General features: G+C 73.8%; 12 protein-coding genes and 1 tRNA gene. 3 read left to right on the top strand and 10 right to left on the bottom strand.

What is annotated here, in order from left to right:
• Nucleotides 1-111 precede the first annotated feature (111 nt).
• The 9 genes from ADL05_RS20175 to ADL05_RS20135 all read right to left on the bottom strand — a co-directional run bounded on the left by ADL05_RS20175 (nt 112) and on the right by ADL05_RS20135 (nt 10378).
• Entirely contained in the window at nt 112-4971 is a 4860-nt protein-coding gene (locus ADL05_RS20175) for an SbcC/MukB-like Walker B domain-containing protein (protein ID WP_053618561.1), read from the bottom strand.
• Complete coding sequence (locus ADL05_RS20170; protein WP_053618560.1) at nt 4949-6316, bottom strand: TIGR02678 family protein; 1368 nt, start codon at nt 6314-6316, stop codon at nt 4949-4951. The genes ADL05_RS20175 and ADL05_RS20170 overlap by 23 nt, the downstream gene beginning before the upstream one ends.
• Nucleotides 6307-7773 (bottom strand): DUF2397 family protein, encoded by a 1467-nt coding sequence (locus ADL05_RS29875; RefSeq protein WP_082376620.1) that lies wholly within the window; start codon nt 7771-7773, stop codon nt 6307-6309. The genes ADL05_RS20170 and ADL05_RS29875 overlap by 10 nt, the downstream gene beginning before the upstream one ends.
• A gap of 169 nt (nt 7774-7942) precedes the next feature.
• A complete protein-coding gene (locus ADL05_RS20160) occupies nt 7943-8506 on the bottom strand; it encodes a hypothetical protein (protein WP_053618559.1) in 564 nt (187 codons plus the stop codon).
• 130 nt (nt 8507-8636) lie between these two features.
• Entirely contained in the window at nt 8637-8897 is a 261-nt protein-coding gene (locus ADL05_RS20155) for a hypothetical protein (protein ID WP_053618558.1), read from the bottom strand.
• An 11-nt stretch (nt 8898-8908) separates the two neighbouring features.
• Complete coding sequence (locus ADL05_RS20150) at nt 8909-9157, bottom strand: hypothetical protein (protein WP_053618557.1); 249 nt, start codon at nt 9155-9157, stop codon at nt 8909-8911.
• A gap of 11 nt (nt 9158-9168) precedes the next feature.
• Complete coding sequence (locus ADL05_RS20145) at nt 9169-9414, bottom strand: hypothetical protein (protein ID WP_053618556.1); 246 nt, start codon at nt 9412-9414, stop codon at nt 9169-9171.
• Nucleotides 9415-9472: 58 nt separating this feature from the next.
• On the bottom strand, nt 9473-9718 hold the full coding sequence (locus ADL05_RS20140; protein WP_053618555.1) for a hypothetical protein: 246 nt from the start codon (nt 9716-9718) through the stop codon (nt 9473-9475).
• A 578-nt stretch (nt 9719-10296) separates the two neighbouring features.
• Nucleotides 10297-10378, bottom strand: a tRNA-Tyr gene (locus ADL05_RS20135).
• Between the two features lie 295 nt (nt 10379-10673).
• Between ADL05_RS20135 and ADL05_RS20130 the strand changes: the two genes are divergently transcribed.
• On the top strand, nt 10674-11171 hold the full coding sequence (locus ADL05_RS20130) for a YajQ family cyclic di-GMP-binding protein (RefSeq protein ID WP_053618554.1): 498 nt from the start codon (nt 10674-10676) through the stop codon (nt 11169-11171).
• Nucleotides 11172-11288: 117 nt separating this feature from the next.
• Here ADL05_RS20130 and ADL05_RS20125 read toward each other — a convergent pair whose 3' ends face one another.
• Nucleotides 11289-12152, bottom strand: a complete 864-nt coding sequence (locus ADL05_RS20125) for a M48 family metalloprotease (RefSeq protein WP_053618553.1) — start codon at nt 12150-12152, stop codon at nt 11289-11291.
• Nucleotides 12153-12640: 488 nt separating this feature from the next.
• Between ADL05_RS20125 and ADL05_RS20120 the strand changes: the two genes are divergently transcribed.
• Together ADL05_RS20120 and ADL05_RS20115 are read left to right on the top strand one after the other, a co-directional pair.
• Nucleotides 12641-14494: a 2-oxoacid:acceptor oxidoreductase subunit alpha gene (locus tag ADL05_RS20120; RefSeq protein WP_053618552.1), complete on the top strand. Its 1854-nt coding sequence runs from the start codon at nt 12641-12643 to the stop codon at nt 14492-14494.
• A gap of 58 nt (nt 14495-14552) precedes the next feature.
• Nucleotides 14553-15539 (top strand): 2-oxoacid:ferredoxin oxidoreductase subunit beta, encoded by a 987-nt coding sequence (locus tag ADL05_RS20115; RefSeq protein ID WP_231640833.1) that lies wholly within the window; start codon nt 14553-14555, stop codon nt 15537-15539.
• Nucleotides 15540-15779: the final 240 nt, after the last annotated feature.

Here is a 15779-nt window from a genome sequence, read left to right as displayed (position 1 = left end):
AACCCCTGGCCGCCGGCCCGTCGCCACGCGGATCCTCGCCCGCGGGCCCGACCTGGGGAGTGTTCCTCCGCCGGCTTTCGGGTGGGTCCGGAATGCCGCGGAGGACAGGCCCTAGACCCCCACCAGCCTTCGTCTGCTGCCGTCCCAGGTGAAGTGGAGGGTGGCGATCCCGGGCACGTTCGGATCGCGCAGGCACTCGTAGATGTTGAGGCTCGGCACGCTCGCGAAGCAGCCCCAGACGCGTTCGGAGGTCAGGACGAAGTCGAGGTCGAGTTCCACCAGCAGGCCCAGCAGGCGCCCGTGGGTGGGCTCGTCGACCTTCGCGAAGGCGTCGTCCAGGAGGATGAGCCTGGGGGCCCAGGGGGCGCGTGCGGCCAGGGCGTCGAACTGCGCGGCGGCGGCGGCGAAGAGGACGAGGTAGGCCACGACGCGCTGCTCGCCCTGGCTCAGCGCGGTGCGGTGGCCGAGCCTGCGCTCGTCGCCGGTTCCGTCGGTGACGTAGACGGTGAAGGTGAACCAGGAGCGGTAGTCCAGCGCGGCGCGCAGCTGGGCTCCGCCGGTGGCGGTCGGGTCCAGCCGGCGGATCGCCTCGATGCAGCGGCGCAGGGCGTCGCGCAGGCGGGTGGTCTGCACCCGAGTGCGCTCCTCGGGCGGGGTGGCCAGGAGCGGGACGACGGCCTCGATGTCGGCTCCGGCGTCGGGGGCGAGCCGCCAGTCCAGCCGCACGCCCAGGCCCGCGGAGGTGGTGACGTCCTTGAGGACGTCGTTCATCGTGTGGATGAGGCCGTGGGCCTCGTCGATCTGGCGGGAGAGGTGCCCGGCGAGTTCGCCCAGCAGGTGGCGCTCGAAGGCCTCCTCCTCGGCGATCGCGACGGTCTCGTCGGCCCGGGCGACGGCGGCGGCCACGCGGGCGGCGTAGGCGGTGACGTCGTGGGCGCCGTCCTCGTCGTGGACGGTGAGGCGCTTGAGGCCGCGGGGCTCGGTCAGCTCGGTCCGGGTCTGGGCCCAGTCGGCGGAGGTCAGCAGCCGGTGCAGCTCCTCGCGGCTGCCGAGGATGGCGCTGTCGTCGACCTCGGGCAGGTCGGCCTGGGCGTCGAGCCCCTCCTCCAGGCGGGCGACGAGGTCCTCCATGAGCGCGAGCCTGGCGTCGGGACCGGCGGCCGGGGCGTCGCCCGCGGCGGTGGCGCGGGCCGCGAGGTAGGCGGCGAGCGGCCCGTCGTCGGCCGCGCAGCCGGCCAGCCCGGCCGCGCCCAGCAGGACCGCGTCCGGTGCCGTCGGGGCCGTCGCGGCGGTCCCCGGCACCACGGAGACGGCGTGCGCACCCGCGCCCGTGTCCTCCTCGCCGGGCCCGTCCTGTGCGGCGTGCGTGCTCCGGGCGTCGGGCGCGGTGCGGTCGTCCTGCCCGTCTGGTGCCCGCTCCGCGCCGCCCGTGGGGCCCGGGGCGCCGGCCGGAGCGGTGAGGGAGGCGACCAGGACGTCCCCCGCGGCCAGGGCGCGGCGCACCTGCTCGGCGCGCTCCTGGGTGGCGACGTCGAGCCGGACCTCGGCGCTGACGCGTTCGTCCCGGGCGCGCTGGGCGCCGCGTTCGAGTTCGGGCAGGCGGCGGGCGGCATCCTCGGCGCGGGCCCTGACCTGGGCGCGGGCGGCGTCGATCTGCTCGTCGGGCACCCCCCTGGCCCGGTCCCCGAGCTCGATCTGGCGGCGGACCGTGATCATGTCGTCGATGGCGGCGGCGCGGGCGTCCTCGGCCAGGACCCGGTCGGCGCGGACCCGCCGCCAGGCGGCGACGTGGCGTTCGTGGTCGGCCAGTTCCCAGGCCAGGACGTCGAGGTCGCGCAGCGCGGAGGCCACCAGGACCCGCAGGTGGTCGAGGGCGCGCAGGGTGCTGTCGAGGTCGGCGCGGGCGGTCGGCAGCGGGTGCTGCCGGGCGGGCGGGCGCTGGGGGTGCCCCTCCCCCGGGGGCTCCTGGGCGTCGGCGGGCGGGGGGACGGAGGGCCGTGCGGCCGCGTCCCTGAGCCGGGCGCGGACCCGGAGCAGTTCCTCTCGGGCCTCCTCGGCCGCCGCCCGGGCGGTGTCGTGGGCGCGGCGGGCGGCCGCCACGTCCGTGCGGGCCACGTCCAGGGCGGCCCAGGCCCGGATGAGCGGGGCGGAGTCGGGCAGGTCCCGGGAGACCTCCAGCAGTTCCGAGTAGGAGCGCTCGACCGCCCAGCGGCGCTCCCCCGCCTCGGCGAGGAGGGCCTCGGCGATGGCCATCCGGCGGTCGGTGTTGGCGGAGCGGCGGTCGCGGGCGCGCTTGCGGGCGACCTCGCCGATGTACTCGGGCTCGCTCTTGTAGTGGGCGCCGGAGGCCACGCCGAGGCGCCAGCCGCCGGTGAGCGACATGGAGCTGACGGTGGTCACGGCGCTGTCGCGGCGGTGCTTGGCCTCGGTGTCCTCGGCGGCGCCGGGGGTGTCCGAGTGCAGCGCGATGGAGGAGAGCAGGGTGCGCACGTGGTCGGCCTGCACGCCGCGGTCGGGCACGGCGACGGGGACCAGGACGTCGAGGAGGGTGCGGCCCTTGGCGGGGCGGGCCGGCGTGACCATGAGGTCGCGGGTGCTGGGGTCGTAGAGGGTGCCGTCGGCGCGGACCCATCCCGCCAGCAGGCCGCTGGCCTCCAGGGCCGCCTCCAGCCCCGCCTGTTCGCGCGTGGTGAGGCCCTCGGCGAAGTCCACGGCCAGGTGGAGGGGGACGCCGTCGGCCTCGGGACGCGGGTAGGTGGCCCAGGCGGGCCGGTCGGGGGCGTGGTCGGCGTTCTTGGCGCGGCGGTCGGCGAGTTCGGCGAGCTCGTCGGAGAGCTGGCCCTCCTCGTTGACGGCGACGTCGCGGCGGGACCGGAGTTCCTCCAGGAGGGGGTCGACGGCCGCGTGGGCGAGCCGGGCGACGGTCGCCGGGACCTCGGGGTCCAGGACGCGCAGGGCGTCGGTGATGGGCAGTTCGACACTGCCCTCCAGCTCGTGGATGGCGTCGCCCAGCGCGTGGGCGTGGCTGGAGTCGCGCAGGCGCGCGGTCCAGTCGCGGACGCCGTCCGCGTAGTCGGCACTGGTGCGGCGCAGTTCCGCGATGGCGTCCTGCTCGCGGGTGTGGGCGTGGTCGAGGACGGCGTCGGCGCTCTCGGCCTCGCTGGTCAGCGCGACGAGGCGGCGGTCGGTGGCGGCCTCGGCCGTGGTGAGGGCGGTGAGGCGGGCGGCCTGGTCGGCGCGGTCGGCGGCGTGGGCCGCGGCGGAGGTGAGGTGGTCGTGGAGGCGGCCCAGGCGTTCGCGCAGGGCGTCCAGGTCGATGCCCTCGACGGGCTCGCGTTCCACCGCCTGCTCCAGGCCCTGGAGGTCGACCCGGGTGGTGCTCTCGCGCGGGGCGTGGACGGTGGTGGAGGGGTCGGGGACGACGCCGAGGGACTCGGGGGGGATCCCGGCGGCGGTGGCCGCGCGGTCGGCGTCGGCGTGGGTCTGCCGCAGGACCTCCAGGGCCCGCTCGATGGCGGCCGTGTCCTCGGACAGCCGGTGGACGGCCTGGTCCTCCGCCCGCTCGGCGTGCTCGGCGGCGGCCCAGGCGGCCTCGGCGGCGCGGATGTAGGCGCCGACGGCGGCGTCGTAGGCGCGGCGCTCGTTGTCGGTGGCGGTGGCGGCGCCGGCCTGGGCCGTGGCGAGGGTGTGCTCGTCCGCCCCGGCGGTGTCGCGGGTACGGCGGGCCTGGTCCCGTTCCTCGGCGATGTGGCTCTCGGCCGTGATGAGGTCGTCGAGTTCGGCGCGCAGGCGGTCGGTCTCGGCGGTGCGGCGGGCGCAGGAGTCCAGCTGTTCGCGGACCCCGGCGGTACGGCCGCGCAGGGCGTGCACGAGGTAGGCGTGGTAGTCGGCGAGGAAGGAGTCGACTCCGGCGCCGGCCTCGGCCAGGGCGGTCTGGTCGGCCCGCGCCTGTTCGAGGTCGGCGATGTTGCGGCCGACCTCGTCGAGGACGGACTCGTCCATGGGGGGCAGGGCCTCGGAGAGGACGCTGACGAGCTCGCCCGCTTCGAGGCGGTCGCCGATCGTGGGGCGGCGCAGCCGGTAGAGCAGGTGGATGAGGTTGCGGTAGCGGACGGAGTCGTCGATGCCGAAGAGGCTCTTCATCACGCGTGCGCGGTAGGGCACGGCGCTGGTGAAGCAGTTGTCGGCGCCGACCTCGGCCCGCAGCCGGTCCACGGGCATGGGGCGGCCGTCGGTCACCAGGTGGAGGTCGTGTCCGATCCGGCGGTCGGTGACGAAGAACACGCAGCGGGGATCGGAGTCGCCGACCGCCATGACGGCGGCGCCCAGGGTCAGGTGCCGCGGCGGCGCGGCGGCGGAGTCCGCGTCGGCGGGGTCGCCCTGGCCGGTGCCCTCGTCGGGCTCCTCGCCGGCGGCCCGGGTTCCGGCGCCGCGTGCGGCGCTGGAGGCGGCCAGCAGGGCGGAGGCGGTGCTGGGGCCGTGGGCCGCGCGCGCGGCGGCGTCGAGGCCGCGTTCGCCGCGGTCGGTGGTGAACTCCACCCACAGGTAGCCCAGGCGGGTGACGGGCGCGGACTCCGCGTCGCCGCCGCCCTCGGCCGCGGCGGTGTCGGCGGGGTCCTCCTCCGGGCCGCCCAGCAGGTCGGGGCCGGTGTCCTCCAGGTCGGGCAGGCGGTGGGCGCGGTGGTCGTCCGCCATGAGCCAGCGCAGGCTGGTGCGGTTGGTGCCGGTGGTGTCCAGGCGGCGGACGTCGCCGTCCAGCAGGAAGGGGAGCAGCATCTCCAGCGCCTTGGACTTGCCCGCGCCGTTGCGGCCGCGCAGCAGCAGACGGCCCTCGGCGAAGTCGAGGACGTGGTCGTCGTACTGCCAGACGTTGCGGATGCCCGCGCGTTCGAGCCGGTAGCGGGGGGTGGGGGTGCCGGCGGGGACAGCCGGAGCTTCCCCTGGGGCCTCACTGGTCTCCTGGGTCACCACTGGTCGCGCTCACCTTCTCGTTCGCCACCGCTTGCAGCACGGACGTCACCCGGCTCAGATCGCCGCGGGGGTCGGCAGGGGGCTCGGGCGCACCGTGTTCGTCACCGGAACCGCGCGGTTTCGCGGGGAGTGTCCGGGCGTCATCGTCATTGTCCTGGATGCGGGGGATGCGATCGTCCACGTCCGCGCCGAACCTGGCGGCCGCGGCGGTGAGCCGCCACTCGCCCGGCCCGCCCCGGAGCAGGCCGAGGTCGGTCAGCAGGCGCAGCACCCGCGCGCGGAGCCGTTCGGGGTCGGGCACCTCGGGTCCGGCCGTGCGCGCCCACTCGCTCCGCGCCGGGGCGTCGGGACCGCCGAGCGTGTCCAGGGCGGTGTCCAGGTCGCGGTCGGGGACCGGGACCGAGGTGGCGGGCCGGCCGGGGTGCAGGCGGCCGGACAGGTGGCGCACGAGCGCGAGCGCGACCTGGCCGACGGGGTCGTCGGAGGGGAAGCGCGTGCCGTCCGGTGCCCCGTCGGGCATGACGAGGGCGACGCCCTCGGCCCGGACCTCGGTGTCGCAGCCGAGCAGGTTGCCCAGGGTGGCGGCGGCCCGCCACTGGTGGGCGGCGAGGCGGTCGCGCTGGCGGTCGGGGAGTTCCTCCCGGTAGACCACGGCGGTCTCGGCCAGGCGGCGGCGCAGGGCGATCTCGCCCTGGTGGTCGCTGTCGGGGTCGTGGTCGGCGGCTTCGGCGAGGAAGGAGTCGGCGTCGTCCGAGGCGCGGGGCAGGTGGACGGCGACCGCCCGGGCGGCCTGAGCGTCGGCGCGCAGGCGCGGGTCGGCGGAGGCGTCGGTCTCGTGGTCTCGCACGCCGCCGGACACCTCGTCGAGCACGCCGAGCCGGACGAGCAGCGCCAGCGCGGCGCAGAATGCGCGCCGTTCGCCGAGGCCGCGGCCGGGGTCGGCGTCCACCAGGGCCTCGTGGGCGGCGGCGCGGACCCGGGCGGCGAGCGCGTGGACCGTGGTGTCGCCGTCCTGCTCGACGAGGACGGCCAGGGCCAGGGCGAGGTAGGTGTGCGTGCGGGGGGTGAACGGGGCTCCGTGCCGACGGGTGAAGGGCGCGGTGGTCGACGCGGCGGCACCGCGTTTGACCAGGCGGGCGTGGTCGTCGGCGACGGTGAGCCGGTAGGCCAGGACCCGCTGGAAGCGCTGGACGAGCCATTCCGCGTGCGCCCGTACGAGGGAGAACTCGGCGGGGTGCGCGCGCCGCGTGAGCAGGGGGTGCGCCATCAGGGCGCGCGCGGCGGCCTGGCGCTCGCCGATGAGCGCGGCGTCCTCGCTGTAGGCGTCCGTCTCGATCACCCCCATGCCGACCGCTCCCCGTCACGGATGGCGGAGAGGTCGATCGGTCCGGTCGTCTCGGTGTTGGGATCCGGGCGTCGGTCCCGGTCCGGTTCGGCGAGGCTATCGGTGGTCCGGGGGTCCTCGACAGGGCCGCCGGAGGACTCGTCGTCCGAGGGGGCCGCCTCGGGCCGGGCGTGGCGGCGCCCCACGGGCGCCGGGAGCGTCGGCACGGCGTCGTCATCCCCGGAGCGCGCGGTCGCGGGCTCTTCCTCGGTGGGCGCCGGGTCGGCGGGCTCCTCCTCGGCCCGGGCGAGGGCGAGCGCCTCGGAGACCGCGCCGGCGAGTTCGGCGAAGCCGCCGGACCCGGCGGGCGCGGGACCGAGGAGGTCGTCGGCGCCGTGCTCCTCGGAGCGGTCGGTCGCGGGCTCGTCCGGGGCACCGGGTTCGGAGCCCGTGACGTGGTCCGTGCCTGGCCCGGCGAGAGCGTCCGCGGCGGAGGCCGCCGGGCGGTCGGACGCGGGCCGGTCCAGGGCATCGGGACCGGACCCCGTGGGGCGATCCGCGCCGGACCTCGCGCGAACGTCGGTCGCGGGCCCCGTCGGGCGGTCGGTGGCGGATTCGGAGAGTTCGTCGGCGGCGGGCGGGTGAGCGGTGGCAGAGCTGGTGGGTTCGTCCGCTGTGGACTCCTCGGAGCCGTCTGTCGCCCCGGTGCGGTCGGCAGACGGCTCGGGCGTCCCGGCGGCCTCGGACGGCGGCCGCGCGTCGGACCTGGACGCCCCCCGCGGCCTTCCCAGCCCGAACGTGGCGCCGTCGCCGCGCTCGCCGGACTCGGGCAGGTCCAGGACGTGCTGCTCATAGGGCGTCACGCACAGGCGCACGCCCTCCAGCGTCAGGTCCCCGCCCTCGCCCTGGACGGTCACCTCGGCACCCGGGGCCGACACCACGTGCAGGCGCAGGGAGAACTCCAGGTCCCCCGCCGAGGTGGAGCTGCGGGCGGCGTCCCCGGCGCCCAGAGCGGCGGTGAGGAGCTCCATGAGCACCTCCATCCCGGCACCTGAGAGGTCGACGCGGGCACGGTCCCCTGTGGGCTCGGTCAGCAGCGCGCGGATCTGCGACGCCCCGGCCCTGCGCCAGTGGGCGGAGGACTCCGCGGCGTCCCTCAGCCGCGCCTGCTGGGCGCGGTGGTCGCGTACGGGCGCGGGCGGACGGGTGCCGGGGTGCTCCACGACGGGGCTGCGGTCGGGTTCGGCCTGCCACCAGCCGGTGGTGGCGGCGATGCCCTCGTCCACGCGGCCCTCCAGGTGGAGGGCGGGGTGGAGGGCGTAGGCGGCGCGGGCGAGGTCGTCGGCGCGCTCCGGTCCGGCCTCCTCGAACCAGGAGGCCAGGCGCAGGAGGGCGGCGCGCCCGTGCCGGGGCACCGGGCGCTCGCCCGTGCCCTGTCCGTCGTCCGCGCGATCGTCCGTCCGCTGGTTGAGTCCCACACCTCAGCAGAGTAGAGACCTCGCGGCGCCGCCACACCCGGATCGGCCCGGTCTGGTCCTCCTGAGCCGGTCGTACCACCCGTTCTGAGCAGGCGGTTCGTGCATTTTATGAAGTTTGGAATGATTCCTCTCGGACACCCGGAGACGGCGCCGCCGACGCGCGGCGGCCTCACTCCTCGACGGGGACCGCGAGTCGGCCGTCGTCGCTGCCCTCCAGGGCCGCACGCATGTCCGCGGGCATGTCGTCGCCGTACTCGGTGACCGTGTAGGCGGAGAAGTACAGGGTGCCGTCCACCTCCACCGGGTCCCCGAGTTCGATCCCGATGTCGTAGGGGTCGCGCGAGCAGTCCTGGTCCAGGCACCACGTGCCGGACACCTCGCCCTCACCGCGGGCCGAGGTGTCGGTCCACGTGTCCCACTCCATGTCCTGGAACGTGGTGAACTCCGTGGCGACGTAGTCGGTGGGCCGCTGGTCGGCGAAGCCCGCCTCGTCCCCGTACCGGTTGAGGACGAAGGCCGCCGGTTCGGCACTGGCCCCGCCGCCCTCCGGCCCCGGGGAGCCCTCCTCCGCGCTCGGGGAGGCCTGGCCGGCTCCGGGGGAGCCCTCGTCGGCCGCCGGGGAGTCCCGCCCGGTCGGGCCGGTCCCCACGTCGACGTCCTCGGCCGGGTCCGTCTCCTGGCCGCAGGCGGCCACGGCCAGCAGCAGCGCGCCGGCCAGGATCGTGTGCCTCATTCCGCCCTCCTCGGTCGCGCCCATCATGCCCCGGGCACGCGGCAAGGCCCCCCGGCACACGCCGGGGGGCCTCACAACCGCTCTGTTCCGTCACTGTGGGGCCTAGGGCCCCGTCACACGAGGACGTCGGCTAGTAGGCGCCGTCGTCGCTCATGTTGGTGGTCACCGGACCGTTGACGCAGTCGCCGGTGGTCTGCGGCGACAGGATCGGCACGGTGACACCGACCAGGCCCACGGACAGCTCCGTGTTGCAGAGCTGGACCGGCACGACCTGCAGGTTCTGGTTGAACTGCTGGTCGCCACCGTGCGAGGCGGAGGCCGGAGCGGCCGCCAGCATCGCGCCGAGCGCGATCCCGGCGATGGCGCCCGCGGCGGTGAGCTTGCGCATCATGGCAGGCCCTCCTAGTCGATGTTGGTGCTGACGGGCCCGTTGACGCAGTCGCCCGTGGTCTGCGGCGACAGGATCGGGATGTTGACACCCGCGAGGAGACCGACGGCCGCGCTGGTGTTGCACAGCTGGACCGGCACGACCTGCAGGTTCTGGTTGTACTGCTGGTCGCCGCCGTGCGAGGCGGAGGCCGGAGCAGCGGCGAGCATCGCGCCCAGGGCGATCCCGGCGATGGCGCCGGCAGTGGTGAGCTTGCGCATCATGTCGGAATCTCCTAGTCGATGTTGGTGCTGACGGGGCCGTTGACGCAGTCGCCGGTGGTCTGCGGCGACAGGACCGGGACGTTGACGGCGACCAGGCCGACAGCGGCACTGGTGTTGCAGAGCTGAACGGGAATGCCCTGCAGGTTCTGGTTGTACTGCTGGTCGCCACCGTGCGAGGCGGAGGCCGGAGCGCCCGTGAGGGCGACACCGAGAGCAGCACCAGCGATGAGACCGGCAACACCGAGCTTACGCAGCATTGAATTACCCTTCAGAAGAATGTGAGATATCGTCTCGGTCGAACTTTGTTGCCGGAACCTAGCTGATGTTGGTGCCGACGGGGCCGTTGATGCAGTCGCCCGTGGTCTGGGGCGACAGGATCGGCACGGTGACCGCAACGAGACCGACGCTGCCGGTCAGGTTGCAGGACTGGATGGGAACGACCTGCAGGTTCTGGTTGAACTGCTGGTCACCACCGTGCGAGGCCTGGGCGGGAGCTCCCATGAGGAGCGCGCCCATCGCGGCACCGGCGACCAGGCCAGCAGCGGCCATCTTCTTGATCATGTTTCCCCCGGAAAGCATTCGCGGCGTTGACAGAAAAAGACGCAGGCGCTTCTTGCACCTGTGTCGCGGTGGACTGGTGCAATCATCTGCCGCCCCCCGTTTTTTGTCAACGCCGAAACTCCGACTCGCGAATTGTCCGACTTGTCAGAAGAATTCTTTTTGCCGCACCGACGAATATGGTTTTGGCGACCTTTTTACGCGACCCGCACAAGATGCCGTTGCACCCACGGGCCACCACGGGACGGGCGAAGCCGGGCAGACCGTGCGCCATCGACACCGATCACCCTTGGAAGCGGGTCGACTACCGTGCGCAATCAGGCGAAACCGTCGCCCGCGCGCCCTCGGAACCGCGCGCCATCGCCCTCCGCGGACGGTCGCGCACCGCGTTCGGCGTGATCTGCCCGTGTCCCGAACGCGTCCGATCCGCGATCATCCGAATCCCGCACGCCACCGGGCCGGGCCGCGCCGGCCGGAGCCGTGGGGCGCGGTCGGCCCCACCCGGCCGTCGCCGGGGCCCGGACACGCGAAAGACCCCGGTGGCCAGCGTGTCCGCTGATCACCGGGGTCTCTTCCCAGCGTGGCAGGTCAAGGATTCGAACCTTGGAAGGCTAAGCCGACGGATTTACAGTCCGCTCCCATTGGCCGCTCGGGCAACCTGCCTGGGCTGCGGCGACGTGTTCGTCGCGACGCATGACTGAGAATAGCGGATGATCCGCCCGAACCTGAAATCGTTTGACCGGGCGCGCCCCCACCTGGGGCTTCGGGCGCTCTGAGCAGCGCACGGCTAAGCTCGGAGGCCAGCCCGCGCCGGGGGTCCGGCACGGGCCAGGGGCGTGTCCCGTGGATGCCGTCCGCCGCGAGCGCGGCGGGCATCCGCGGAAGCGGCCCCAGAACCCCTCGGGCGCCCGCGTCGGCGCCCGTGATCCATGAGACACCTAGCGGGATGTGAGCGTACGTGGCCGCCGAATCCAGTTTCGACGTCGTGTCCAAACTCGATCGACAGGAGGTCGACAACGCCCTGAACCAGGCGGGCAAGGAGCTGGCCCAGCGGTTCGACTTCAAGGGCACCGGGACCACCATCGCCTGGCAGGGCGAGGACGGCATCGAGATCAAGAGCTCCTCCGAGGAGCGGGCCGCCGCGGCCCTGGAGGTCTTCAAGGAGAAGCTGATCAAGCGCAAGATCTCCCTGAAGGTCCTGGACGCCGCGGACGAGCCCAAGCCCTCGGGCAAGGAGTACCGCCTCCCCGTGGGCCTCAAGGAGGGCATCACCTCCGAGGACGCCAAGAAGATCTCCAAGCTCGTCCGCGACGAGGGCCCCAAGGGCGTCAAGGCGCAGATCCAGGGCGACGAGCTCCGGGTGAGCTCCAAGAAGAAGGACGACCTCCAGGCGGTCATGAACCTCATCAAGGAGAAGGACTTCGACCTGGCGCTGCAGTTCGTCAACTACCGGTAGCCCCACACCGGCCCCCGAACGACGGCGGCGGCCGTCCCTTCGCGTGAGGGGCGGCCGCCGCCGTCGTGGACGTCAGGGCCCCTCGGGCACCCCTCGGACCCGGGCCCCGCGGGGCTCCTACCGGCCCATGTCCCACTTGCGCCGCAGATCGCGCAGGCGGCGGATCCGCTCGCTCACCGGGGGATGCGCGGCGAACAGGCGCCCCACACCGTCGGGGAACGGGTTGGTCGTCATCAGGTGCGCGCACGCCAGCAGGGTGCGCTGCATCGGCAGCGGGTAGGCCCGCGCGCCCTCCTCCAGCTTGCGCAGCGCGGAGGCCAGCGCCAACGGGTCCCCCGTCAGTTCGGCCGCCCGCTCGTCGGCCCGGAACTCGCGCCGGCGGCCCACTCCGCAGTGGACGACCGCCGCCGCGAACGGCGCCAGCACCACCATCATCAGACCGCCCAGCAGGTCGGGCATGTCGGTCTCCTCCGACTCCCCCAGCGGCAGCAGGAACGTGATCGCGCTCAACGCGGTGATCAGCGCGGTCAGGGTCGCCGCCACCGAGCTGATCAGGGTGTCGTGGGCCCTGATGTGCGCCAGCTCGTGGGCCAGCACGCCGCGCAGCTCCTCGCGGTCCAGCGTCCGCAGCAGCCCGGTCGTGCAGCACAGGGCGGCGCGGCGCGGGCTGACGCCCGCCGCGAAGGCGTTCGGTGAGCGCACCGGTGACAGGTACAGGCGGGGCATCGGCTGGCGCGCGGCCGTGGCCAGCTCCCGCACGAGGCCGTACAGCTCCGGCTGCTCGATCTCGCTGATCAGCCGGGCACGCATGGCGCGCAGGGCCAGCGACTCCCCGAACAGGTAGACCAGGATTCCCGCGCACCCCACCAGGGCGAGCGCGATCTGGGCACCCTTGTCCGCGCCGCAGACCCAGCCGACCGCGACGACGAACACCGCTGCGCCGACGAACAGGCCGACCGCGCGGGCCGCACTGACGTGCACGCCGTCACCTCCAGGGTCTCGTCGCCGATGCGTACATGGTGACAAACGTGCGGATCCGCGTCGTGCGTTCCCCATCCGCCCTGCTGTCCGTCACAACCCCGCGCATCCCCGTGGCCCCAGCCGCCGGCCCGGATGTGACAATGGCCACCCAGCGGGCGCGGCCCGCGGGTGGACGACCTATAGTGCCAACGTGGCCCTTATCACTACGCGCACCAGGCTGGCGGGACCCTCCCTCTCCCAGGTGGGCGGTTGGCCGTGTCGTTGAAGCGAGGCCCCTGGCCCGTCCGGGCGAGGACTCGTCACCGACCCGGCCGCACGCGGCGGAGCCGCACCGCGCGACACCGGGTTGGCGCACCCGGTGGGCGCCAGGGGCCACGAACGCTGTCCTGACGTTCCGACCGGACCCCCGACGGCGGGTCCCCGGGACGGACACCCGAGCGCCGCCGCCCGACACGACCGGCGGCTCACCAAGGAGGTCGTCGATCTCAGTGGCCAAACAGATCGAACAGCTCGACCGCGTCATCATTCGCTTCGCCGGGGACTCCGGCGACGGCATGCAGCTGACCGGTGACAGATTCACGCAGGAGACCGCGTCGTTCGGCAACGACCTGTCGACCCTGCCGAACTTCCCCGCGGAGATCCGCGCCCCCGCCGGAACCCTCCCGGGGGTCTCCAGCTTCCAGGTCCACTTCGCCGACCACGACATCATGACGCCGGGCGACGCCCCGGACGTGCTGGTGGCGATGAACCCCGCGGCACTGAAGGCCAACCTCGGCGACCTGCCGCGCGGCGCGACGGTCATCGTCAACACCGACGAGTTCACCAGGCGCAGCCTGGCCAAGGTCGGGTACGAGGCCGACCCGGTCACGGACGGGTCGCTGGACGGCTTCCACGTCAGCGCGGTCCCGCTCACCTCCATGACCGTGGACGCCCTGGCGGGCACGGACCTGTCCAAGAAGGACGCCCAGCGCGCCAAGAACATGTTCGCCCTGGGCCTGCTGTCGTGGATGTACAACCGGCCCACGGAGGGGACGACCTCGTTCCTCAAGCAGAAGTTCGCCGGCAAGCCCGACATCCTCGCCGCCAACCTCACCGCCTTCCAGGCGGGATGGAACTTCGGCGAGACCACCGAGGACTTCGCGGTCTCCTACGAGATCAAGCCCGCCCGGCTGCCCGCGGGCACCTACCGCAACATCACCGGGAACCTGGCGACCGCCTACGGGCTGATCGCGGGGTCCCAGAGGTCGGGGCTGCCGCTCTTCCTGGGCTCGTACCCCATCACCCCCGCCTCGGACATCCTCCACGAGCTGTCCCGGCACAAGCGGTTCGGCGTGCGGACCTTCCAGGCGGAGGACGAGATCGCCGGGGTCGGCGCGGCGCTGGGCGCGGCGTTCGGCGGGTCCCTCGGCGTCACCACGACCTCCGGGCCCGGCATGGTCCTCAAACAGGAGACCGTCGGCCTGGCGGTGATGACCGAGCTGCCGCTGGTGATCATCGACGTGCAGCGCGCCGGACCCAGCACCGGGATGCCGACCAAGACCGAGCAGACCGACCTGCTCCTGGCGCTGTACGGACGCAACGGCGAGTCCCCGCTGCCGGTGCTGGCCCCGTCCTCGCCCGCCGACTGCTTCGACATCGCGCTGGAGGCCACCCGGCTCGCGGTCACCTACCGCACACCCGTGGTGGTGCTCTCCGACGGCTACCTCGCCAACGGGTCGGAGCCCTGGCGGCTGCCGGAGGTCGCCGACCTGCCGGTGATCGACCCGGGCTTCGCCGCGGAGCCGAACGGGCCGGACGGCGCGTTCCTGCCCTACGCCCGCGACGAGCGGACCCTGGCCCGGCCGTGGGCGGTCCCGGGCACGGCGGGGCTGGAGCACCGGATCGGCGGTATCGAGAAGCACGCCGAGACCGGTGACATCTCCTACACGCCCGCCAACCACGACCTCATGGTCCGCACCCGCCAGGCCAAGATCGACGCGATCGCCCTGGACCTGCCGCCGCTGGAGGTCGACGACCCCACCGGCGACGCCCGCGTGCTCGTCCTGGGCTGGGGCGGCACCTACGGGTCGATCACCGCGGGCGTGCGCCGGGTGCGCCGCGCCGGCGGCCGGGTCGCGCAGGCCCACCTGCGGCACCTGAACCCCTTCCCGGCCGACCTCGGCGACGTGCTGCGCCGCTACGAGCGGGTGGTCGTGCCGGAGATCAACCTGGGCCAGCTGGCCCTGCTGCTGCGCGGCAGGTACCTGGTCGACGTCATCGGTTACAACAAGGTCCGCGGCCTGCCGTTCAAGGCCGAGGAACTGGCGGACGTGCTGCAGGAGGTCATCGACCGTGACGAGTGACAACGGCGCCGGGTTCGCCGGACTCGGGCTCGTGCCCAGGACCGACACCGCGTACAAGATGAAGGACTTCAAGTCCGACCAGGAGGTGCGCTGGTGCCCCGGGTGCGGGGACTACGCCATCCTGGCGGCCTTCCAGTCCTTCCTTCCCGAGCTGGGCGTTCCGCGCGAGAACATCGTGATGGTGTCCGGGATCGGCTGCTCCTCGCGGTTCCCGTACTACCTGAGCACCTACGGGATCCACTCGATCCACGGGCGCGCCCCGGCGATCGCGACGGGGCTGGCGACCAGCCGCCCGGACCTGTCGGTGTGGGTGGTGACCGGTGACGGGGACGGGCTCTCCATTGGCGGCAACCACCTCATCCACGCGCTGCGGCGCAACGTGAACATCAACGTCCTGCTGTTCAACAACCGCATCTACGGACTCACCAAGGGGCAGTACTCGCCCACCTCCGAGCCGGGCAAGATCACCAAGTCCTCGCCGGTGGGGTCGCTGGACCACCCGTTCAACCCGGTGTCGCTGGCGCTGGGCGCGGAGGCGGGGTTCGTGGCGCGCACGGTGGACTCCGACCGCAAGCACCTGACGTCGGTGCTGCGCGCGGCGGCCGACCACCCGGGCGCGTCGTTCGTGGAGATCTACCAGAACTGCCCGATCTTCAACGACGACGCCTTCGAGCCGCTGAAGGACCCGTCGGCGCGTGACCTCCGTCTGCTGCGGATGGAGCACGGCGAGCCGCTGCGGCTCGGACCGGACCGCGGCGTGGTCTCCGGGGAGTTCGGCGGACTGTCGGTCGTGGACGTGGACTCGGTGGGCGAGGACCGGCTCATCAGGCACGACGCGCACCGGGAGGACCCGGGGTACGCGTTCGCGCTGTCCCGGCTGGACTACCCTGCGTTCGAGCACGTGCCGATCGGGGTGTTCCGCGACGTGCGGCGCCCCGTGTACGACGACCTGATGAACGAGCAGATCGCCGACGCCCGCGCCGAGCGCGGCGACGGCGAGCTGTCGGCCCTGCTCGCCAGCGGCGACACCTGGACCGTCGAGTAGCTCGCGCCGACGCGAGGACCGAGCGGGGCGCCGTGACCGAGTCCACGGCGCCCCGAGGCACGAGCGAGGGGCGCGCCGGTGCCTGCAGGAGGAGCCAAGCCGGAGCGAGGAACGAGCGCAGGCGCAGGCGACGACGAAGGCCCCGGCGTGAAGCGCCCCGGGCCGAAGCGAGGAACGAGCGCAGGCCCAAAGAAGGCACGAGCGAGGGGCGCGCCGGTGCCTGCAGGAGGAGTCTCTGCC

The sequence above is a fragment of the Nocardiopsis sp. NRRL B-16309 genome, from assembly GCF_001279585.1.
Classification (GTDB): Bacteria; Actinomycetota; Actinomycetes; order Streptosporangiales; family Streptosporangiaceae; genus Nocardiopsis.
This window is presented reverse-complemented; position numbering and strand designations above follow the sequence as displayed.

Excerpts from the sequence above, each read along its gene's own strand:
- ADL05_RS20170 (WP_053618560.1), bottom strand. The coding sequence starts at position 6,316 with ATGGGGGTGATCGAGACGGACGCCTACAGCGAGGACGCCGCGCTCATC.
- ADL05_RS20115 (WP_231640833.1), top strand. The coding sequence starts at position 14,553 with ATGAAGGACTTCAAGTCCGACCAGGAGGTGCGCTGGTGCCCCGGGTGC.
- ADL05_RS20160 (WP_053618559.1), bottom strand. The coding sequence starts at position 8,506 with ATGAGGCACACGATCCTGGCCGGCGCGCTGCTGCTGGCCGTGGCCGCC.
- ADL05_RS20140 (WP_053618555.1), bottom strand. The coding sequence starts at position 9,718 with ATGATCAAGAAGATGGCCGCTGCTGGCCTGGTCGCCGGTGCCGCGATG.
- ADL05_RS20150 (WP_053618557.1), bottom strand. The coding sequence starts at position 9,157 with ATGATGCGCAAGCTCACCACTGCCGGCGCCATCGCCGGGATCGCCCTG.
- ADL05_RS20155 (WP_053618558.1), bottom strand. The coding sequence starts at position 8,897 with ATGATGCGCAAGCTCACCGCCGCGGGCGCCATCGCCGGGATCGCGCTC.
- ADL05_RS20145 (WP_053618556.1), bottom strand. The coding sequence starts at position 9,414 with ATGCTGCGTAAGCTCGGTGTTGCCGGTCTCATCGCTGGTGCTGCTCTC.